Origin of the sequence: Fluviicoccus keumensis (genome assembly GCF_004217445.1) — a bacterium.
Classification (GTDB): Bacteria; Pseudomonadota; Gammaproteobacteria; order Pseudomonadales; family Moraxellaceae; genus Fluviicoccus; species Fluviicoccus keumensis.
Window position 1 is genome coordinate 470,497 of the sequence record NZ_SHKX01000010.1, and the last position, 21,600, is coordinate 492,096.

19 protein-coding genes are annotated in these 21,600 nt (G+C 64.8%); 3 read left to right on the top strand and 16 right to left on the bottom strand.

Annotated elements, in window-relative coordinates:
- The first annotated feature begins 7 nt into the window (after positions 1-7).
- Genes EV700_RS03180 through EV700_RS03190 form a run of 3 tightly spaced genes read left to right on the top strand, consistent with a single transcriptional unit; the run spans position 8 to position 4,295 of the window.
- Positions 8-2,278: an ATP-binding protein gene (locus EV700_RS03180; protein WP_130410895.1), complete on the top strand. Its 2,271-nt coding sequence runs from the start codon at positions 8-10 to the stop codon at positions 2,276-2,278.
- A 15-nt stretch (positions 2,279-2,293) separates the two neighbouring features.
- A complete protein-coding gene (locus tag EV700_RS03185; RefSeq protein WP_130410896.1) occupies positions 2,294-2,680 on the top strand; it encodes a response regulator in 387 nt (128 codons plus the stop codon).
- A complete protein-coding gene (locus EV700_RS03190) occupies positions 2,673-4,295 on the top strand; it encodes a diguanylate cyclase (RefSeq protein ID WP_130410897.1) in 1,623 nt (540 codons plus the stop codon). Before EV700_RS03185 ends, EV700_RS03190 begins: the two co-directional genes overlap by 8 nt.
- Here the strand turns inward: EV700_RS03190 and EV700_RS03195 are convergent.
- The 16 genes from EV700_RS03195 to EV700_RS03270 form a co-directional block, all read right to left on the bottom strand.
- Positions 4,292-6,694, bottom strand: a complete 2,403-nt coding sequence (locus tag EV700_RS03195; protein WP_130410898.1) for a response regulator — start codon at positions 6,692-6,694, stop codon at positions 4,292-4,294. The two genes, EV700_RS03190 and EV700_RS03195, sit on opposite strands and share 4 nt — an antisense overlap.
- 107 nt (positions 6,695-6,801) lie before the next feature.
- Entirely contained in the window at positions 6,802-7,776 is a 975-nt protein-coding gene (locus tag EV700_RS03200) for an NADPH:quinone oxidoreductase family protein (protein ID WP_130410899.1), read from the bottom strand.
- A gap of 33 nt (positions 7,777-7,809) precedes the next feature.
- Positions 7,810-8,250 (bottom strand): YeeE/YedE family protein, encoded by a 441-nt coding sequence (locus tag EV700_RS03205; RefSeq protein ID WP_242610174.1) that lies wholly within the window; start codon positions 8,248-8,250, stop codon positions 7,810-7,812.
- Complete coding sequence (locus EV700_RS03210; RefSeq protein ID WP_130410900.1) at positions 8,247-8,663, bottom strand: YeeE/YedE family protein; 417 nt, start codon at positions 8,661-8,663, stop codon at positions 8,247-8,249. The genes EV700_RS03205 and EV700_RS03210 overlap by 4 nt, the downstream gene beginning before the upstream one ends.
- A gap of 34 nt (positions 8,664-8,697) precedes the next feature.
- A complete protein-coding gene (locus EV700_RS03215) occupies positions 8,698-9,501 on the bottom strand; it encodes an alpha/beta fold hydrolase (protein WP_130410901.1) in 804 nt (267 codons plus the stop codon).
- A 19-nt stretch (positions 9,502-9,520) separates the two neighbouring features.
- Positions 9,521-10,363, bottom strand: coding sequence for an SDR family NAD(P)-dependent oxidoreductase (locus EV700_RS03220; protein ID WP_130410902.1), 843 nt, complete (start codon positions 10,361-10,363; stop codon positions 9,521-9,523).
- A gap of 73 nt (positions 10,364-10,436) precedes the next feature.
- Positions 10,437-11,207 carry an SDR family oxidoreductase gene (locus EV700_RS03225; protein ID WP_130410903.1) on the bottom strand — a complete coding sequence of 257 codons (771 nt, stop codon included), beginning with the start codon at positions 11,205-11,207 and terminating at the stop codon, positions 10,437-10,439.
- Positions 11,208-11,219: 12 nt separating this feature from the next.
- A complete protein-coding gene (locus tag EV700_RS03230) occupies positions 11,220-11,915 on the bottom strand; it encodes a histidine phosphatase family protein (protein WP_130410904.1) in 696 nt (231 codons plus the stop codon).
- Positions 11,915-12,988: a phosphotransferase family protein gene (locus tag EV700_RS03235; RefSeq protein ID WP_130410905.1), complete on the bottom strand. Its 1,074-nt coding sequence runs from the start codon at positions 12,986-12,988 to the stop codon at positions 11,915-11,917. Before EV700_RS03235 ends, EV700_RS03230 begins: the two co-directional genes overlap by 1 nt.
- A gap of 1 nt (position 12,989) precedes the next feature.
- Positions 12,990-14,219 carry an acyl-CoA dehydrogenase family protein gene (locus EV700_RS03240; RefSeq protein ID WP_130410906.1) on the bottom strand — a complete coding sequence of 410 codons (1,230 nt, stop codon included), beginning with the start codon at positions 14,217-14,219 and terminating at the stop codon, positions 12,990-12,992.
- 134 nt (positions 14,220-14,353) lie between these two features.
- Positions 14,354-15,352: a chemotaxis response regulator protein-glutamate methylesterase gene (gene cheB / locus EV700_RS03245; protein ID WP_130410907.1), complete on the bottom strand. Its 999-nt coding sequence runs from the start codon at positions 15,350-15,352 to the stop codon at positions 14,354-14,356.
- Positions 15,349-17,592, bottom strand: a complete 2,244-nt coding sequence (locus tag EV700_RS03250; protein ID WP_130410908.1) for a hybrid sensor histidine kinase/response regulator — start codon at positions 17,590-17,592, stop codon at positions 15,349-15,351. The genes cheB and EV700_RS03250 overlap by 4 nt, the downstream gene beginning before the upstream one ends.
- Entirely contained in the window at positions 17,589-18,263 is a 675-nt protein-coding gene (locus tag EV700_RS03255; protein WP_130410909.1) for a chemotaxis protein CheW, read from the bottom strand. The genes EV700_RS03250 and EV700_RS03255 overlap by 4 nt, the downstream gene beginning before the upstream one ends.
- On the bottom strand, positions 18,260-19,489 hold the full coding sequence (locus EV700_RS03260; RefSeq protein ID WP_130410910.1) for a CheR family methyltransferase: 1,230 nt from the start codon (positions 19,487-19,489) through the stop codon (positions 18,260-18,262). The genes EV700_RS03255 and EV700_RS03260 overlap by 4 nt, the downstream gene beginning before the upstream one ends.
- The gene (locus EV700_RS03265; protein ID WP_242610175.1) at positions 19,486-19,989 is read right to left on the bottom strand and encodes a chemotaxis protein CheW; all 504 of its coding nucleotides are present in this window, start codon (positions 19,987-19,989) and stop codon (positions 19,486-19,488) included. The genes EV700_RS03260 and EV700_RS03265 overlap by 4 nt, the downstream gene beginning before the upstream one ends.
- Positions 19,964-21,592 (bottom strand): methyl-accepting chemotaxis protein, encoded by a 1,629-nt coding sequence (locus EV700_RS03270; RefSeq protein WP_130410912.1) that lies wholly within the window; start codon positions 21,590-21,592, stop codon positions 19,964-19,966. Before EV700_RS03270 ends, EV700_RS03265 begins: the two co-directional genes overlap by 26 nt.
- Positions 21,593-21,600: the final 8 nt, after the last annotated feature.

Genomic DNA, 21,600 nt, shown 5'->3' on the forward strand with positions numbered 1-21,600 from the left:
CACCCCCATGGACAAGGCGGAGACTTACTACGAAATCGACCGGCTGGAGGCGCTGCATGCCTTGCAGATCCTCGACACCCCTCCCGAGGAACGTTTCGACCGGCTGGCCAGGATCGCCCGCGACAGCCTCCGCATGCCGATCGTATTGATCGCCCTGATTGATGCCGAGCGTTATCAGGCCAAGGCCTGCCTGGGCTTTGACGCCCGCGAGGGCCCGCGTGAAGCCACTTTCTGCGACCTGGTCATCCAGGACAACGCCGAACTGGTGGTGCGCGACGCGGCGGGCGACCCGGCTTTTGCCGCCCTGCCCGCCGTTGTACACGAGGGGATCCGTTTTTATGCCGGGGTTCCCCTCCATGCCGGCGACCGGGGACTGCCGGTCGGCACCCTGTGCGTGATGGACACCGTCCCCCGGACCCTGACCCCCAGCGAAATGTCGCTGCTGCACGAACTGGCCGCCGTGGTGGAACAGCAGATGGAGCTGCAACACGCCCTGGACGCCGTCCGCGAACTCAACGAGCAGCGCGTCCGCCTCTACGCCATTTTCGAGAGCGTGGCGGAAGGCATCATGATTATCGATGACCGCGGCATTATCGAAAACTTCAACCCGGCGCTGCTGGAAATGTTCGGGTATAACGCCGTCGAGTTGCCGGGGCAGTCGGCGGAAGTGCTGATCCCCGGCTTTCTCAGCGAGCACTCGGTGCTGGAACAACCCGGCGACCGTTTGAAGGACAATCATCACGAAGGCCGCCGCCGCAGCGGAGAAGTGTTCCCGCTGGAAATCAGCGCCAGCCGCATGTCCATCGACAACCGTTCCCGTTTCACCGTGGTGCTTAATGATGTCAGCGAGCGCCGTCAGATGGAGCGGATGAAAAACGAGTTCATCTCCACCGTCAGCCATGAACTGCGCACGCCCCTGACCTCCATCCGCGGGGCGCTGGGTCTGGTGCTGGGCAAGGCCTCCGACGGCCTGACGCCCAAGGCGCGGCAGCTGCTGGAAACCGCCAGCCGCAACAGCGAACGGCTAACGCTGCTGATCAATGACATCCTGGATCTGGAACGCATTGAGTCCGGCCGCATGGAGTTCGTCTTCGCGCCGATGGACCTGGTGCAGGCGGCCCGTCAGGCAATTACCGCCAACGAAGGCTATGCCGACCGGCATAATGTGCGGCTGCGCCTGGAAACCGCGCCCGAGTCCGCCCCGGTCATGGGCGATGAACACCGGCTGGCGCAGGTCTTCGCCAACCTGCTGTCCAATGCCGTGAAATACTCGCCTACAGGCCAGACGGTTTCGGTGGACATAACCCGTCAGGGCGGGCAATGGCGGGTCAGCGTCAGCGACCTCGGCAAGGGCATCCCGGAGGCCTTCCGTAACCGTATCTTCCAGCGCTTCGCCCAAGCGGATGCGTCCGACACCCGCGAAAAGGGCGGCACCGGTCTCGGCCTCAGCATCACCAAGGCTATTGTCGAGCGCCATGACGGCCATATCGACTACCTGTCCTCCAGCTCCGGCACCACCTTTTTCTTCACCCTGCCGGTGCGGCCGGGCGAAGAGCAGACCCGGCAGGGTGGCGACGTGCGCTACCGGCTGCTGATCTGCGAACACAGTCCGGAAGCCGCCGTTACGCTCAGCGGCCTGCTGCGCCAGGACGGCTTCGCCAACGATATCGCCTTCACCACCGCCAAGGCGCGGCGGATGCTGGCCATCCAGCATTACGACGTCATCATCCTCAACCTGCTGCTGAAGGACGGCGACGGCCTCAGCCTGCTGCGGGAATTGCGCCAGCAGCCCGACCTGGCGGGCATCCCGGTCATCCTCATCCGCAACGGTGGCAACACCGAGGAACTGGAAAGCCTGAACGTGACCCAGTGGCTGGACAAACCGGTAGATCCCGAACATTTATCGGCTGCCCTGCGTCAGGCGCTTCACGCCGGCGGAAGGCCGCGTATACTGCATGTAGAGGATGATCCGGACGTCGTGCAGATTACCCGCGAGCTGGTTGAGGACACCGCCGACTACACCATGGCGACAACCCTGGCGGAAGCGCGGCAATGCCTGGCCGGCGGCCACTACGATCTGGTGATGCTGGACCTGAGCCTGCCGGACGGCAACGGTCTGGACCTGCTGGAAGGGCTGGATCCGCTCAGCCGGGTGCTGGTGTTTTCCGGTCGCGAAACCTCGCGGGATCTGGGGGATCGCATCGGTGAGGCGCTGACCAAGTCGCGCACGACCAATGAGCACCTGTTATCCACGATCAAGACTCTCCTGAAACCCTGAAACGGAACCGGAAACATGAATGACGCCTTGCGGGTAATGTATGTGGACGATGAACCGGACATCCGGATGATTGTCGAGTTCTCCCTGGAAGACGAACCCGACATGACGCTGCTGGTCTGCGACGGCGGCCCCGCCGCCATCGCCGCCGCCCCCGCCTTCCGACCGGAAGTGGTGTTGCTCGACGTGATGATGCCCGGTATGGACGGTCCCTCGACGCTGCAACAACTGCGCACCCTGCCCGAGCTGGCGGACGCCCGGTTCGCCTTCGTCACCGCCAAGGTGCAGGCCCAGGAAGTGGCGCACCTGCGCTCGCTGGGCGCGGTGGCGGTTATCGCCAAGCCCTTTGATCCGATGACGCTGGCTGAACAGGTGCGCAATCTCGGGAAGGACGGCCATGGCTGAACAGGGTCGCCCGGACAAGCCCGCGCGGCTGCGCGCCCTGCAACAGGCCTACGGTGAGGAGTTGCCGAAACGCCTGGGTGAACTGCGCATCCTTGGCGACACGCTGTCACCGGAAAATCTGGAAACCTTGCTGCGGCGGGTGCACACCCTGGCGGGTTCCGCCGGCACGTTCGGTTATGCCCGGCTGGGCGCGGAGGCCCGCCGACTGGAAGAACAGCTGGCAAGGGTCACTGCTGCCGGGCTTCAGGCAGCGGACTTTGTATCGACCCTGCACGAACGGCTGGACATGCTGGAAGAAGCCTCACGGGAAGAACCCGAACCGTATCAGCCGCCTGCCGTGCCGGCGGCCCCCGGGGCGTCACCAGGGGAGCGCCTGGTCTATATTGTCGAGGATGATCCGCTGCTTGCAGCAGAAATGGCGGCTCAGATGGGCATTTACGGCTGGCATACCCTGGTCTTCCATGACGCCGTATCGGCACAGGCAGCGCTCGAACGCCAACAATCGTCGGCGCTGATTGTCGACATCATGTTGCCAGAAGGCAGCATGGCGGGGATGACGCTGATCCATCCGTCCGGCAGCAAGATCCCCACCATTGTAGTCTCCTCGCGCTGGGACTGGGAAAGCCGGCTGAGTGCGGTGCGAGCCAAGGCTGACGCCTACTTGCCCAAGCCGGTGGATTATGTGGCGTTGAACGAACGGCTGGACGCCCTGACCCATCATACCCAGCATCCCCCGTTCGAGGTGCTGATCATCGAGGACAGCGCGCTGCTGGCCGGACACTATGCGCTGGTGCTGCGCACGGCGGGCATGCGGGTGGAAACGCTGGAAGACCCGACGCGGGTGCTGGAAACACTGGAGCATTTCTCGCCGGACCTGATCCTGCTGGACCTGTACATGCCGGCCTGCAACGGTCGCGAGGTGGCCCAGGTCATCCGTCATGACAGCCGCTTCGCCGACCTGCCGATCATCTTCCTGTCCACCGAAACCGCGCGGCTGCAGCAACTGGCGGCGCTGCACACCGGGGCCGACGACTTCCTGCAAAAACCGATTTCAGACCCGGAACTGATCAGCGCCGTCAGCCTGCGCGCGGCGCGCTTCCGCGGCCTGCGCGAGCTGATCCGGCAGGACCGCATGACCGGCCTGCTCAACCACATCGCCTTCCGGTTGCAGCTCGAGTTCGAGATGGCCCGGCAATTACGCACCGGCGGCCCGCTCAGCGTGGTGATGCTGGATATCGACCATTTCAAGCGCGTCAACGACACGCACGGCCACCCGGTCGGCGACCGGGTGATCCGCAGCCTGGCGCGGCTGCTGACGCAACGCCTGCGCAAGACAGACATTGTCGGCCGCTACGGCGGCGAGGAATTTGGCGTCATCATGCCCGATACCGCAGCGGCGGACGCCTGGGCGGTCATGGACCGCTTGCGGGAAGAATTCACCCAGTTGATGCACAACGGCGCCGGGACGGAGTTCCACTGCTCGTTCAGCGCCGGCATCGCGACGCTGACCGGCGGCGACAACAGCCCCGAGACGATGCTGAAACTGGCGGATGACGCGCTGTATGCCTCAAAGCGGCAAGGCCGCAACCGCGTCACCCTCAACACCGGTCCCTAGCGTACCGGCAGTTCCAGCGCCGGCTCCTGAATGTAATAGCCCTGGAACCAGCGCACGCCCTGCGCCCACAAGCCGGACAGGCTGGCGGCGCTTTCGATGCCGCCCGCCACCACCATGGCACCATCGGCCACCGCGGCGGCCAGCAGGCTGCGATCGGCCGGCTTGGGTGTCGACGCGGACAGGCGCTGCACCAGCGCATCATCCAGACGGACATAAAGGGGCTTAAGCTCTGCCACCAGACGCGCGGCCATCGCCGAACTTCCGTAAGCGGTGAGCATCAAGCCGCCGCCTCCGGCCGCCAACATCTGCGACAGCCGCTCCACCATATGCCGATGGGTCACGGCTACCGACTCCGGCACCGCCACCACCAGTTTCTGCTCGGCATGCCGCATCGGCTGATCCGCCAGCAACGACGCCACGGTTTCCATGTAAATGGCGTTGCCCAGGCTTTGCGCGCTGACGTGGACCATCAGGGTCAGCGCCGTATTCTCGGCAATGCGCTCGGTCAGGGTGCGATGGGCGGAGCGGAAAACCCAGGCATCCAGTTCCGGCAGCAGGCCCTTCTTTTCCAGTTCCTCCAGGAAGCGCCCGGCGGGCAGCAGGTTCTCGCCGCTATCGACCAGACGCGCCAGCACGGTATAGACCGGCTGCGCCTCTTCATCGATCGTGGCCACCGCCTGATAAACCAGTCGCAGGCGGTCCTGCGGCAGGCTTCCGCTGACTTCCACCGACTCGGCCTCGCCGACAAAGCCGTCAATCAGGACTCCAGGTTCGCCGTCCAGCGCCAGATTCAGCATTTGCCCGGCCTGCGAAAGCACGGTCGCCACGGCATGCCCCTGCCGCAGCTGCAGCAGCGCGGCGGCGACGCCCGAGGGCACGGCCTCTCCGGAAACGCGATAGGGCACCGCCGACAACCGGGAGATCAGGCTGCGCGCCTTGGGCTGGTGCCCGGTCATGGTATCGCGGGGCAGCAGGATGCCGACGATATTCTCGCCCAGCAGCGTCCAGGGCTCGGCGCCGGCGGACGCCAGCCGGGTCTGGAACTGCTCTTGCAGCGCCGCCAGCCCCACCACCCCGTGACGCTCGGCAATGGCGGCCGAGGCGTTCAAGGCCAGCAACAGCAGCGCGGGCTGCACCGGGCTGTCATCGCCGTGATCCATGACCCGTTCCAGTTCATTGAAGAAGTAATGGCGGGAGACGCCGCCGCCCTGGGACGACTGGCGGGTGAGACGGGCCACCTTGTCGTGGACGCGGCGGCCCAGCCGGGCACGGGCCAGGACGGCGCGGGTCAGCGCCGACCGGTCAATCGGCTTCAGGATATAGTCATCGGCCCCGGCGGCCATCGCCTTGCGGCGGGTGATATCGGCGGCATCAGCGGTCATGAAGACGATCGGCAGGTGCGCGGTGTTGGCGTCCTGACGCAGCAACTGGGCGTATTCGATGCCATTGCACTCGGGCATGTTGATGTCCAGCACCAGCACGTCCGGACGGAACTCGCGGACCTTCAACCAGCTGTCGCGGGCCGAGGGTGCCCAATCCGCCACCATGTCGGAATGCTCCAGCCACTCGGTGACCTGCCGGGCCAGATGCTCGTCATCGTCAATGACCAGACAGCGCCAGCTGTCGTCCAGCTTGCGCGAGGTCAGGGAAGCGGCCGTCTCAAGCAACTGGGCGTCATCGACCGGCTTGACCAGATACGCGTCCGCACCGGCGCGGGTGGCGTCCAGGCGGGAACGGAAATCAACCTGACCGCTCAATACCACCACCGGGGTCCGCTGGCCTGTCTCGCCGCGGATATCGGCCACCACATCGAAGGCGGGTCCCCGGCGGCCGGGGAACATCAGATCCAGCACCACCATGGCGGGCTGGTGCTCTTGCAGGAAGGGCATGGCCTGCGCCGGCCCCTCAAAGGCCACCACGCGGTAACCCGCCCCTTCCAGCAGGATGGAAAGGCGCTCGCGCAGGAATTCGTCATCGTCGATCACCACCACCAGCTTGAGCGCGCGCGCCACCGGCTGGGTCAGCAGCGGCACCGGATCCCCGGAGGCTTCCGGGGCAGTGATCAAGGCGTCCCGGACAACACGGATCAGGCCTTCAACCTGGCCATCCATCGCCAGAATGGTTTCCGGCAGCACCGTGCCGCCCACCATCGCCGCGCCCAGCGCAGCGTCCAGACCCGCCCCCAGACGGGTAACTTCTGGAAAACCGAACGTACCCCCGGAACCGGCCAGACGATGGGCGATAATCTGCAATTCGCGAGCCTGGGCATCGGTCCATTCAGCGTGGCGAAGGGAATTCCACAGATCGCGGATGCGGCTGACGGTTTCAGGGAGGGAGGCAAGAAAGCCGGCTTTGACTTGCTGAATGCGCGCTTCCAGACGGGCGGTGCGAGGGTCCATGAATTCTCCGGGCAAACAGGGGCTTTCCGACTGCCATGGCAACGGGAAAGGATAGCGTCTCCCGAACTATGGACAAGCCAGCCGACGACGTCAATGGAAATCCGGCGTCACACCACCAGCACCACCTTGCCGGTGGCCTTGCGCTGCAACAGGTCGTTCAGCGCCTGCGCCGCCTGCTCCAGCGGATATTCGGCCGAGATGTGCGGTTTCAGCTGTCCCTGCGCCAGCCAGCCGAACAGCTGCATCATGTTGGCCATGTTGTCCTTGGGCTGGCGACGCGCGAAATCGCCCCAGAACACGCCCAGCACCGCGCAGCCCTTCAGCAAGGGCAGGTTCAGCGGAATCTTCGGAATGTCGCCGGCGGCGAAGCCGACCACCAGATAGCGGCCGCACCAGGCCATGCTGCGCAGCGCCGGTTCGGCATAATCGCCGCCGACGGCATCGTAGACCACGTCCACGCCGTTGCCGCCGGTCAGCGCCTTGACCTTTTCCCGCCAGTCCGGCTCACTGTAGTTGACCAGCTCATCCGCACCGAATCGGCGGCAGACTTCAAGCTTTTCCGCCGTCGAGGCGGCGGCGATGACGCGCGCGCCCATCAGCTTGCCCAGTTGCACCGCCGCCAGCCCGACGCCGCCGGACGCGCCCAGCACCAGCAGCGTTTCCCCGGCCTTCAGCTGCGCGCGGTCCTTCAGCGCATGAAAGGAGGTGCCGTAGGCGTAGGCGAAGGTGGCGGCGATTTTGGCGTCAAACAGCGGCGGCACGGGGAAGACCTTGGCGGCCTCGGTCAGCACTTCCTCGGCGAAACCGCCCCAGCCGGTCAGCGCGATCACGGTATCGCCCGGTTTGAGATGCGTGACGCCCTCGCCCACCGACTTCACCACCCCGGCTATCTCGCCGCCCGGCGAAAACGGCAGGGCGGGCTTGAACTGGTACTTGTCCTGGATGATCAGGGTGTCGGGGAAGTTGACGCCGCAGGCCTTGACCGTGATCACCACCTGCTTCGGCCCCGGCTCCGGCGAAGGCACCTCTTCCAGCACCAGCGTTTCCGGCAGTCCGTGTTGTTTGCAGAGTACGGCTTTCATGGCGGTCTTCCTCTAGGTTGGCGACGGGGCCGGTCAGACCCCGATATCTTCTTGCGGGCTCTTCAGGCGGCTTTCCACCCAACGCACCAGCTGAGCGGCAGCGATCATCGCCGCCACGAACACCAGCGCCTTCGGCAGGCCGCTGGCAGCTATCACCAGGCCGGGACCGGGGCAGATGCCCGACAGCCCCCAGCCGATGCCGAAGACAGCGCTGCCGCCCAGCAGGCGGGCGTCGAGCTGACGGCGCAGCGGCAGGTGCACCGGCTCGCCGGCCAGCGTCACGCCACGGCGGCGGGCCAGCGCATAGGCCGGGGCCGCCACCAGCACGGCGCTGCCCATCACCAGCATCAGCGCCGGATTCCAGTTCCCGGCGATATCGAGGAAGGCCAGCACCTTGGCCGGGTCGGTCATGCCGGACAGGATCAGGCCGCTGCCGAACAGCAGACCGGACAGGAACGCGAACAGGGTCTTCATGCCAGACCTCCGTGCCGCACCAGCCAAACCGTCAGCATGCCCATGAGCATGAACGTGAGCGTGGCGACCAGCGAACGCGGCGACAGGTTGGCGATGCCGCAGACACCGTGACCGCTGGTGCATCCCGAGCCAAGGCGCGTTCCCGCCCCGACCAATGCACCCGCGACGGCATACAGCGGCCAGCCGCCCTCCATCGTCACCGTCGCGCCGGAGGTGATCAGCCACAACGCGGGCAGCACCAGACCGGCCAGAAAGGCGGTGCGCCAGAACCGCTCACCCACGCCGCCGTCCAGCACCATGCCGAAAATACCGCTGATTCCGGCCACGCGGCCGTTCACCAGGATCAGCAGCGCCGCCGCCAATCCGATCAAGACGCCGCCCGCGATCTGGGGCGTCACATCCGCCAAAGTCATGCTGAAATTCCCGCCGAAAATGCAAACGGCGAGTTTAGCCCAGTTGCGCCAGAAAATCCGTGATCGCTGCCGTCACCGCGCCGGGCGTTTCCACCGTCGAGGTATGGCCGGCGCCGGGAATGACCACCAGGCGGCTGCCGGGAATGGCGTTGAACATCCGTTGCGACTTGGCGGGCACGGTGGCGGCATCCTCGTCGCCGACGATGATCAGCGTCGGCGTGGTGAGGCAGTGCAGATATTCGTAGACGCCTTCACGGGTGAAGACACCCTGAATTGCGGGGACGATGCGCTGCCGGTCGTTTTCCAGCAGGCGGCGGCGCATTTCCTCGCGGTCGGCGCGGCGGAAGGGATCTTTCAGGAAGGTCTTGCCGAACATCACCTTCATCACCGACGGCGCCACCGCCCAGACGCCGGTCAGGCGCGTCACCGCCGTCAGCAGGCTGTACTTTGGGCGCTTCGCCAACGGCTCGGGGTCGGCCGAGGTTTCCAGCAGCGTCAGCGACTTCAGCCACTCGCGGTGGCGGATTGCCAGCCGCATGCCGACAAAACCGCCCATCGACAGCCCGACATAATGCACCGGCCCGCCCGCCACCTCGCGGATCAGCGCCAGCGCGTCTTCGGTCAGGGTATCCATGTCGTAACCGTCGGGCGGCGCGGAGCTTTTCCCCTGCCCCCGCCAGTCAATGGTGATGCAGCGGTAGCGGTTGGCCAGCACGGCGATCTGCGCCTCGAACATGCGGCCGCTCCACAGCAGGCCGTGACCGAAGACGATGGTTTCCGGGCCGTTGCCGGTGATTTCGACGTTGAGATCGACACCGTTGAGACGCATCAGGGGCATGGCGGTTTCCTCTTGAAAATTACATCCCGGCCAGCGTCGGCAGGCGTTCCTGCAGGATGTCTTCCATCCGGGTATGGATCAGCGGCTTGATCTTCTGGTGCGTCAGTATGTAGAAACGGTCTTCGGCGATGGCCTTGAACACATCATCCGCCACCTTCTCCACCGGGATGCCGTTTTCCACCGACTGCTGCATGAACTTCGCCGTGTACTGGTTGACGCGGTCGGCCTTGCTCCAGTCGATATGCTCGCCCACCGTGCGGTTGCGCTCGGCGTTGGCGATGCCGGTCTTCACCCAGGCCGGACACAGCACCGCCACGTGCAACTTGCTCTGGCGCAGTTGCAGGTCGAAGTGCAGGCCCTCGGAAATGGCCACCACCGCGTGCTTGCTGGCGTTGTACGCCGCCGAACCGGGCTGCGAGAACAGCCCCGCCACCGAGGCGGTGTTGATGATGTAGCCTTCCTCGTCGTTGGCCAGCATGCGCGGGATGAAGCTGCGCAGGCCGTGGGTGACGCCGTAGAGGTTGACGCCCATCACCCACTGCCAGTCCTCGGGCGTGGTTTCCCACACCGGGCGGGAAATGGCGACCCCGGCGTTGTTGACCAGCAGGTGCACGTTGCCGAAACGGGCGAAGGCGGCGTCGGCCAGCGCCTCGACCTGCGCGGCGTCGCTGACATCAACACGGTGGCCGATGACCGGCACGCCCCGGGCCTCGAATTCGGCGACGGTCGCCTGCAACTTGTCGGCATTGATATCGGCGAGGACGAGGTTCATGCCCTCGGCGGCGGCGCGGCTGGCGATGGCCTGGCCGATGCCTTCGGCGGCACCGGTGATGACGGCGGTTTTTCCGGAAAGGTTCTGCATAGTTGCCCTTTTGCGTACATGAGGGTCGGTCCCCTCTCCCCTTAGGGGAGAGGGTTAGGGAGAGGGGGTTTCTTTAGCCGATCAGATAGCCGCCATCGACATTCAGCGCCACACCGGTCGTATAACTCCCCGCCGGCGACACCAGATAGAGAACCGATCCGGCCATTTCCTCGGGTTCGGCGATGCGGCGCATCGGCACATGTTCCAGCACCTTTTCCACGATCACCGGGTTCTTCACCAGCGCCGAGGCGAATTTGGTGTCGGTGAAGCCGGGCAGCAAGGCGTTGACCCGCACGCCGATGCTGGCGCATTCCTTGGCGAAGCACTGCGTCATGGAGATGACGGCAGCCTTGGTGATGGAATAGATGCCCTGGTACATGCCGGGAATGACGCCGTTGACCGAGGCGACGTTGACGATTGCGCCGCCGCCGTGCTTGGCCATCAGCTTCGCGCCCGCCGCCGACATGAAGAAGTACCCGCGGATATTCACGTCCACCGTCTTCTGGAAGGCGGACAGATCGGTATCGATAATGGGGCCGAAATGCGGATTGGTGGCGGCGTTGTTGACCAGGATGTCAAGGCGGCCGTGCTTGGCCTCGATGGCTTTGAAGATGTGCTCGATCTGGTCCATTTCGCCGATATGCAGCGCCATGGCTTCGGCGGAACCGCCGGCGGCGACGATGCCGTCCACCACCATCTGGCAGGCCTCGACCTTGCGGCTGGAGACAATGACATGCGCGCCGTTGGCGGCGAGGATCTGGGCGATGCCTTCGCCGATGCCGCGACTGGCGCCGGTGACCAGCGCGATCTTGCCGGTCAGGTCAAACGGATTGCTTGCACTCATGGGTTCATTCCTTTAGCGATAGGTCACGAGTTCCGCCCGGCGATGCTGCTCCAGGTGGGCGTGGTTATTAAGATAGCTGAGGCTGAGGCGATTGCCGCTGTAAAGCAGCCGGGTGACGCCCGCGTTCACCAGCGACCAGTTCAGGTTGAAGATGTGGCTGTCGGGAATCGTCAGCAATTGCTGGGCGATGGCGGTGATCGGCCCGCCGGAGGTGAAGACCCAGATATCCTGCGACGGCCCCGCCTGCTCGATGATCTGGTGCAGGCCCTTCCAGCAGCGTTGCTGGAAGCTGGGCCAGCTTTCGGCGTATTCCTCGTCGAATTCGCCGCTCAGCCAGCGCTCCACCGCCACCGCGAACAGGTCCTGGAAGGCGCGGCGCGGGTTGGCCGTGGTCGCCAGATACGCCGCCAGCGCCGCCTTTTCCCGCAGGTCGGGGCGGTAACGGTACAGCACCTGTTCGTGGTCGAATTCGTTGAGGCCGGGGATCAGCAGCGGTGCGTGGCGGGTCTGGCTGCCGGACTGGAAATGCTCGGCGCTTTGCGCATGCCGCCGCGCCGGACCGATCACCACCTTCGACAGCGGCAGTTCGCAGGCGCGCTGCCATTCACCCAGCAAGCGGGTCTGCTCCATGCCCAACGGCGACAGCTGGTCGTAATTTTCCGCGCCGAAACTGGCCTGGCCGTGGCGGACGAGATAGATGGCGCCCATTACAGCGCCGACTCCTGCATCAGGCGCAGGCAACGGCTTTCCAGATAATTCACCATCTGCCCGAACGGCGCGAAGGCGGGGTTCTTGGTCTGGCCGTGGTAGAAACGGTAATAGATCTGCTGCAAAATCGCCGCCAGCCGGAACAGGCCATAGATGGTGTAGAAGTCGAAATTATCGACCTTGAAGCCGGTCTTTTCGCCGTAATAGGCCACCACTTCGTCGCGGGTCAGCATGCCCGGCAGGTGCGTCGGCTGGCGGCGCATCAGTTGCATGGTGGCGTCGTCGTCGGCCTGCGCCCAGTAGGCCAGGGTGTTGCCCAGGTCCATCAACGGGTCGCCCAGCGTCGCCATTTCCCAGTCCAGCACACCGATCACTTCCTGCGGGTTGTCAGGATTGAGGATGACGTTGTCGAAGCGGAAATCGTTGTGGATCAGCGTCGTGGCGATGTCCTGCGCGGGCATTTTCGCCTGCAGCCAGGCCATCACGGCCTCGAAGTCGTTGACGTCCGGGGTGCGCGCCTTGCGGTAGCGGTCGCTCCAGCCGTCAATCTGGCGCTTCACATAGCCGCCGCCCTTGCCCAGCGTGTCCAGCCCGGCCGCCTGGTAGTCCACCAGATGCAGTTCGATCAGCTTGTCGATAACGCTGAGGCACAGCGCCCGCGTTTCTGCCGGCGTCAGGGTCATGCCCTTGGGCAGGTTGCTGCGCGGGATGATGCCGGGAATGCGTTGCATCACATAGAAATCGGCATCCATCACGGCGGGGTCGTCGCAAATGGCCAGCACGTCCGGCACGTAGGGATAGACCGGCTTCAGCGCCGCCATGATCTTCGCCTCGCGCAGCATGTCGTGCGCCGACTTGGCGCGATGGCCAAAGGGCGGCCGCCGCAAAATCAGGTCGCGGTCGGGGTAACGCAGCAGGTAGGTCAGGTTGGACGCGCCGCCGGGAAACTGTTCCAGTTCCGGCGTTCCCGACAAACCGGGAATCTTCGCCTTGAGGAAGGCGTCCACACGGGCGAGATCGAGTTCTTCACCGTGGCGCACCGCCACGGCCTTGTCGAGCAGATTGGCTTCCATCTTATTTCAGTCCCAGCTTCGCCATTTGTTTCTTGTATTCGAGCTTGGCAATCAGCATGCGGTGCACCTCGTCCGGTCCATCCGCCAGCCGCAGCACCCGAGCATAGCCGTAAAGCGCGGCCAGCGGGAAGTCTTCGCTGAGGCCCGCGCCGCCGTGGATCTGGATGGCGGCATCGATTACCTGTTGCGCCACATTCGGGGCAATCACCTTGATCTGCGAAATCTCGCTCATCGCCCCCTTCACGCCGACGGTATCCATCATCCACGCCGCCTTCAGCGTCAGCAGCCGCGCCTGTTCAATGGCCATGCGGCAGTTGGCGACGATATCGGGATTGCCACCCAGCTTCGCCAGCGGCTTGCCGAAGGCAACACGGGTGCCGGCGCGACGGCACAACAGTTCCAGCGCCCGCTCGGCCGCGCCGATGGCGCGCATGCAGTGGTGGATACGGCCCGGACCGAGACGGCCCTGCGCGATTTCAAAACCGCGCCCCGGCCCGGCGATGATGTTGGCCACCGGCACGCGCACATTGGTAAAGCTGACTTCGCCGTGGCCAGAAGGCTCGTCGTAGGTGTTGAAGACCGTGAGCATTCGCTCGACCTTGACGCCCGGCGTATCCAGCGGCACCAGCACCATCGAATGCTGGCGGTGCTTGTCGGCGGTCGGGTCGGTCAGGCCCATGAAGATCAGGATCCGGCAGTTGGGGTGACCGATGCCGGTGCTCCACCACTTGCGGCCGTTCAACACCACCTCGTCGCCATCGACCACGGCGGTGGCCTGCATGTTGGTGGCGTCGCTGGAGGCCACGCCCGGCTCGGTCATGCAGAAGGCGGAGCGGATCTCGCCGCGCAGCAGCGGCAGCAGCCACTTCTGCTTTTGCGCCTCGTTGCCGTAGTGCACCAGCACTTCCATGTTGCCCGTGTCCGGCGCGCTGCAATTGAATACTTCCGGGGCGATGAAGCTGGTACCGGTGATTTCCGCCAGTGGCGCATAGTCGGCGTTGCTGAGGCCCGCGCCATAGGTTTCGTTGGGCAGAAAGAGGTTCCACAGACCGGCTTCCTTCGCCTTGGCCTTCAGCTCTTCCATGATCGCGGGCTGTTGCCATTGCCCGTGGTCGGGGCTGAGGGTCAGGCTCTTGAAATAGGTTTCTTCGGCGGGATAGACGTGTTCATTCATGAACGCGGTCAGGCGGGCGATGTAGTCCTGCGCTTTGGCGGAGTAGGCAAAATCCATGATCCAGAGGCTCGCGGCGGTGAAGGGATGCCGCGAGAGTAAGCCCCGGCGATAGCATTGATCAAATGAATAGTTTGCATTCCATACTATAAAAAACTTGCATGACCAAACCCGCGCCCGGCAGCCGGACTCACTCAGGGCTGGGCGGCGGCGCGGTTCAGACGGGGGGCCATCTGCTCCAACGGCAACACCTCCATGGCCGCATCGATGGCGACGGCGGCCTTGGGCATGCCATACACCGCACTGGTTTTTTCATCCTGGGTCAGGGTCAGCAAACCCGACTGCCGCATCATTTTCAGGCCTTTGGCGCCATCGCGGCCCATACCGGTCAACAGCACGCCGACCGCCGGCCCCTCCCAGTACCGGGCGACGCTTTCAAAAAAGACGTCCACGGACGGGCGATAAACCTGTTGAACCGGCTCCGGGGTATACGCCAGACGGCCGCCCAGGGTCAGTCGGATATGATGATTGGTGCCTGCCACCAGCACGGTTCCGGCCTGGGGGATTTCACCCTCACGAGCCAGCCGGACAGGCAGTACGCACTGGGTGGCCAGCCAGGCCGCCAAGCTGCCCGCGAACACTTCATCGACATGCTGTACCAGCACCAGCGCCGCCGGAAATCCGGCAGGCAGACCTTTCAGCACCGCCGCTACCGCTGCAGGCCCCCCGGCGGATGCTCCGATTGCAATCAGCATATTCGCGGGTCGCCGCCGCAGCGGGGACGGGGACGACCGCTTTTCCAGTTGGCCGATCAGCAGGCCGACATTACCGATCTTGCGCAGCAGCGGTTCGATGGCGGCGCGATCCCCGCCGACGACAGGCGTGTTGACCGCATCCAGCGCGCCATGCCCCATGGCCTCGAACACCCGGCTGACCTGCCGGTTGGTGTCGCTGGTGACAATGATGATGGCGCACGGTGCGCGCTGCATGATCTGGCGGGTGGCCTCGACCCCGTCCATCACCGGCATCATCAGGTCCATCAGGATGATGTCGGGGCGCTGTCGCACAGCATTCTCGACGGCTTGAGCACCGTTGGCGGCCACCCACAGGATTTCATGGGCGTTATCGAAAGCCAACGCACGGCGCAGCGCCTCCACGGCGATGGTCTGGTCGTTGACGATTGCAATCTTCATCCCTGGGCCTCCCCGATCAGATCGACTACCGCATCCAATAGCGCCTCATCGTGAAAACTGGCCTTGGCCAGATAATAATCCGCTCCGGCATCCAGTCCGCGACGACGGTCCTCTTCGCGGTCCTTGTATGACACCACCATCACCGGCAGCGCCTGCAGGCGACTGTCGCGGCGCACCAGCGTTACCAGCTCGATGCCGTTCATGCGCGGCATGTCGATATCGGTTACCAGCAGGTCAAACGGCTCGGCGCGCAGCATGTTCCAGCCATCCATGCCGTCAACGGCGACGCTGACCTGGTACCCCCTGTTCTGCAGCAATTTCCGCTCCAGTTCGCGCACCGTCAACGAGTCATCGACGACCAGGATGCGTTTGCGCGCCGCCGGACCGGAGGCGCCGGCGCGCCGGTCCACCCGATGCAGACCGCCGTCGCTGACCAGCTTTTCCACCGACCGCAGCAGGTCTTCCACATCCAGGATCAGCACCGGCGCACCGCTGTCCAGCACCGCGCCCGCGGAAATATCCTGGATCTTGCCCAGTCGGGGGTCCAGGGGCACCACCACCAGCGTCTGTTCGCCCAGCAGCTTATCCACCGCCAGCCCGTGCAGGGTGTCGCGGTCACGAAGCACAACCACCGGCACACTGTCCCGGTCAGGATCGACATCAGGACGCTGCAGTATCTGGCACGCGGAAATCAGCCCGACCGGGGTCTCGCGCAGCCAGAAGTGCTGGCGGCTGTCCAGCTGGACAATATCGGCACGGGGCACATCCTGCATGCGTTCGATATGCGCCAGCGGAAAGGCATATGCTTCGCCGCTGATCTCGACCACCAAGCTGCGGACGATCGACAAGGTCAGCGGCATTTCCAGCACGAAGCGGGTACCCCGGTTCGATTGCTGCGAAACCTGAACCGAGCCATGCAGTTCGCGCATTTCGTGATGCACGGCGTCCAGACCGACACCGCGTCCCGATACCTCGGTCACGGCATCGCGCAAGCTGAACCCCGGCAGGAACAGGAACGCCAGCAGCTCCGCTTCGGTCAGGCGGTCGGCGGTGTCGGCGTTGGTCAGCCGCCGCTCGACAATGGTGCGGCGCAAGGCCTTCAGATCGACACCGCCGCCATCGTCCTCCAGCTCGATGCGCAGCTTGTCGGCGCGATGGCTGGCGCGCAGCACAATCAGCCCCTCGGGTGGTTTGCCCGTCCCCAGACGGACGTCGGGACCCTCAATGCCATGGTCAACGGCGTTGCGCAGCAGGTGCATCAACGGCGCTTCCAGACGCGTGAGCACATCCCGGTCTACCGGCGTTGACTCCCCGTCGATCTCCAGACGCACCTGCTTGCCCAGGCTGCGCCCCAGATCCCGCACCATGCGCGCCAGCCCGACCGTGACATCGGCAAAGGGCCGCATGCGGCAGGCAAGGACAGTATCGTACAGGCGGCGGGTGCGTTGCCCGGCCTGCCAGCTGAACTCGTCCAGCGTTTGCAGCGACCGGGTGAAAATCTCCTGCTGTTCGCTCCAGTGGCGGCGGATATCGGCCAAGCGAGCCTGCCCCGCCGCGTCGAATCCGTCGGATTGCAAACCCTCCTGTAACGCCGCCAGCGCACGCCCGGTGGTCGCCTGCTGACGCCGCAAGCGCTCCAGGGCATCCACCAGCGGCCTGATCTGGCGCAGCTCGACCAACGACTTGCTCGACAGGTCCAGCAACAGGTTCAGATGCTCGGCGCTGACTCGCAGCACCCGCTCCCCCACTTCCGGCAGACGCGCTTCAGCAGCTTCGTCCTTTTCCGGGTCAGCCTCTGGAAGCGGTGGCGGAAGGGGCCGTGCACTATCAGGCAATACCGGTTCTTCCCCGGTCAGGAAGCGCTCCAGCCGCTCCACAAATCGGTCAATGGTCTGCCCCCCGGCATCATCGGCCATCACGGGATCCGCAATATGCAGCAGCAGGTCCGCGCCATGCAGCAAGGCATCAATATGCTCGGAGCCCAATCGCAAACGGCCGGACTGGGCGGCGACCAGACAGTCTTCCATCACGTGCGCCACCCGCACGCCCGCATCCAGACCGACAATCCGCGCCGCCCCCTTGAGGGAGTGGGCGGCCCGCATGCACGCTTCCAACTCGGCGGCCAGTTGCGGATTGCGCTCCAGCAACAGCAGGTCGCGGGCCAGCACGGCGGTCTGCGCTTCCGCCTCCTGCCGGAACAGCGCCATCATCGTCTCATCGCGCATCAGGTCCGGATTCATGTCAGGCTCCGGCGCATGGCCTGCCACAGCAGTGACTCATCCAGCAACCGCACTCCGTGCTCCTTCCAGCGGAACAAGGCCCGGGTGCATTTGCCGTCGCCCGACGCTTCCAGTCCGGTGACGGGCATGCCCTGAATGCTGTCGACCTCATCTACCGGGCAGACCACCCCTCCCTCGCCGTTCTGAGCCAGCACCAGCAGGCGGGCAATGCCGCGCCGCCCGGGGACGGGCGTGGCCGGGCGGTCGATTCCCAAAATATCCGCCAGCGACAGGCAAGCCGCCAGCACACCATGCACATTCGTCACTCCCAGCAAAGTGCTGGAGCGGCGGTGTGGCAGGGCATGGATGGCCTCCGCCGGAATGACTTCGCTCAGCAAGGCCAGCGGCAGCGCCAGCCATTCCTCACCCAGCCGGAAGATCAGCACCTTGGCAACGGCGGCATCCGGAGCCACCCTGGCAGACTCTGCGCCCGCCTCCGCTTCGCTCAGTCCGTAAAGCGGGTACAAGTCCAGAATGCGCTTGGCGGCTTCGGCATGTACGTCGCAATGATGGCAATGGACATGACGCTCCAGTTGCGGACAGCTGCGGTCACCGCGAATGCCGATCCGGTTCCAGCAGTCGTCCAGGGACGCCATCTCCGTCGCGGCCGCGACCGGCAGGCGCGGCATCATGAATTTCCTCCGCGCGCGGCGCGCTGTTGCAGGCGTCTGGCGCCGGCAGCGTCACCCTGCGACGCCAGCAGAGCGGACAGATGCGCCAAGGTTTCCGGATGACGGGGATCGAGATAGAGCGCCTTGCGGTAATAGGTCATGGCCTCCGCCTGCCGTCCGGCTGTGTCATGCAACAGGCCGAACCAGTAGAAAATGGCCGCACCGGGACCTTGACGCTCCAGTTGCGCACGGCAGGCGGCCAGCGCCTCCTTGATCTGTCCGGCGTTGGCCAGGGCGGCGATGCGAGCCAGTGCATCCTCTGCGGGGGCCACCGCTGTCACCGGCGCAACTGTCGGCCGCTTGAGCGGTGTCACGACCGGGCGGAGTGAAGGCGCAGCTATGGAGGGTCGCGTCCGCTGTGGCTTCGGGACCGGATCGGCTGCCTTCGCCGCCGGACGATCCGGCGGCAAGCGAAAGGCAAAGGACAAAGGTACGCCCAGCGGCTGCAACCCCTGACGACTGAGCAGACTGGCCTCGGCCGGCCCCACGAACAGGCTGCCATTGTGATGCAGCAACGTGATCAGGGTCCGCAGCACCGCTTCCTGGGTGGGCACGTCAAAATAGATCAATACGTTGCGGCAGAACACGAAATCATACGGAACGTCAGCAGCCAGGGTCTCGGCCTGCATCAGATTGGCGGGGCGAAACCGGACCCGTTCCCGCACCTGCGGCAGCAGATGAAATCCGTCCGGCCCTTCCTGAAAATAGCGGCTGCGGAACGATTCGACGTCACCCCGGAATGAATTGCGACCGTAACAACCCGTCTCGGCGCGGGCAAGCAATTGCGGGCTGATGTCCACCGCATCAATCGTGAATTGCGACGGCGCCAGCCCGGCGTCCAGCAACGCCATGGCGATGGAATAGGGTTCCTCGCCGGAGGCGCAGGGCGCGCTCAGCAGTCGCAGGGGACGGCCCAGGACCGCCTGCTGTGTCCGGGCCAACCCGGCCAGGGCGGTAAAGGATTCGGGATAGCGGAAAAACCAGGTTTCCGGCACCACCACTGCCTCAATCAAGGCTTGCCGCTCCTCTCCGGAGTCCTGCAGGCGTCGCCCGTAGGACTCGCCGGTCAGCGCTGTCGCGGCATGGCGCTGCCGCAGGGCGCGCTCGATGGCCGACGCCCCGATTGAAGCCGCTTCCAGCCCAATCTGCTGTTTCAGGAAACCGGTAATCCGGGCATCAACGTTCATGATGTCGCCGCTCCGTCCGGAAAGAGCAAGGCGTGGACATCCGCGGGCAGCAAGGCATCCACCGTAACCCGCTGGATCAGGCCCTGCGCATGCGCCAGGACCGGTCCCAGATAGGGCGCGCCCTGGTTATCCATGCCATAAGGCTGGAAGTCTTCCGGATGGGCGTAAAGGGTCTCGGTCGCCTGCTCCAGAATCAGCCCCAGTCGCGCCGCACCGCCCGCACACGGATAGTGCACCAGCGCCAGCCGCGTACTGGTCCGGCGCTGGCCGTCACCCAGCCCCACCCGCGCGGTCAGATCCACGACAGGCACCAACGCGCCGCCATGGGCCAGCACCCCCGCCACCCAGGATGGCGCGCCGGGCAACTGCTTCAGCGGAGACAGGCGCAGCACCTCCGCCACTTCGGCGGCCTCCAGAGCATAGCGGTCCTGTCCCAGGCAAAACAGCAGGAACAGTCGCGGACGCCGCGCGGCGTCAGACGGTGAATCGGGCAACGCCATGACGCAGGCCATTGGCTATCAGGTTGAGTTCTTCGATCGACAAGCTGGTCTGACGCAGCGACTCCACGGTCTGGCCGGTGGCTTCGCTCAGCTGCGTCAAGGCCAGGTTGATCTGTTCCGCGCCGGTAGCCTGGGCATGCATGCCTTCGTTGACCATCTGCACACGCGGAGCCAGCGCCTGCACCTGGTGGATGATCTGGCTCAGCTGTTCGCCAATCTGCTGCACTTCGGCGATGCCCCGGCGAACATCCTCGGAGAACTTGTCCATGCCCATGACGCCCGCCGATACCGCCGACTGGATTTCCCGCACCATCAATTCAATGTCGTAGGTGGCGATGGCGGTCTGGTCCGCCAGACGGCGCACTTCCGTCGCCACCACCGCAAAGCCCCGTCCGTACTCCCCGGCCTTTTCCGCCTCGATGGCGGCATTCAGCGACAGCAGGTTGGTCTGATCCGCCACCTTGACGATGGTCACCACCATCTGGTTGATGTTGCCCGCCTTCTCATTAAGGATGGCCAGCTTGGTATTGACCAGATCCGCCGCGCCAATGACCTGCTGCATGGTGTCTTCCATCCGGTTCAGCCCCAACTGCCCTGCACCGGCCAGCGTCGCCGCCTGATCGGCGGCGTCGGACACCTCGCCCATGGTACGGACCAGATCCCGTGAGGTGGCCGCAATTTCGCGGGAAGTCGCGCCGATCTCGGAAGTGGTGGCCGCCGTCTCGGTAGCGGTCGCCTGTTGCTCCTGCGCGGTGGCGGCTATTTCGGTCACTGAGGTCGTTACTTGGATGGCCGAATGCTGCGCTTGGCCCACCAAGGCCTTCAGCGCCTCGGCCGTGCTGTTGAAACCAGCCTCCAGAACCTGGAATTCATCGCGGCGGCCCAGCTCGAGACACACGGTGAGATCACCGTCACGGAGCCGTTCCAGTCCCTCCGCCAGTTGCTGCATAGGCGCCATAATGGCGCGCATCAGCAGCAACCCCAATGTCAGCGCTGCCAGAATGGCCGCGCCGACTGCCGCCATCAACGCCATTTTCGTGTCGTAAACCGCCCCGGCAATGTCCTTGGCCGCCGACTCTGTCTCCAGCCGGTTATTTTCGATCAGACCATTGATCGAGGTACGACAGGTCTTCCAGGCATCATGCAACCGCTCGTCCATCACCCGCCGGGCATCGGCCGGATGACCGGCATCCACCTCGGCCAGCACCTTGCCAAGGACTTCGCGATAGCGCTCGCGGGTCTGCTGAAAGTCTGTAAATTGCCGCCGATCCTCCGGACGGAGAATCAGGACTTCATAGTGACGGCTGTTTTCGTCCAGTTGCCTGAGGCTGTCGTTCAACCGCGCCCGCAACTCGGCCGCCTGGGCCGGCGTCATGACGGACATATCCAGAAACATGTCCTGGGTCATGATAAAGCTGTCCACCAGCGATTGGCGCATCAGGGTGCTGTAATAGAGGCCCGGCATGGCCTCGTTATTCACCCGGACAGTGTCATGCTCGACATTGCTCATGCGAACGCTGATAAACAGGACGGCGGCCGCCAGAATCACAATGATGATGGCAAAGCTGGCCAGAATACGGTGTTTCAGGGTCAGGTTCTTCACGATGGCGC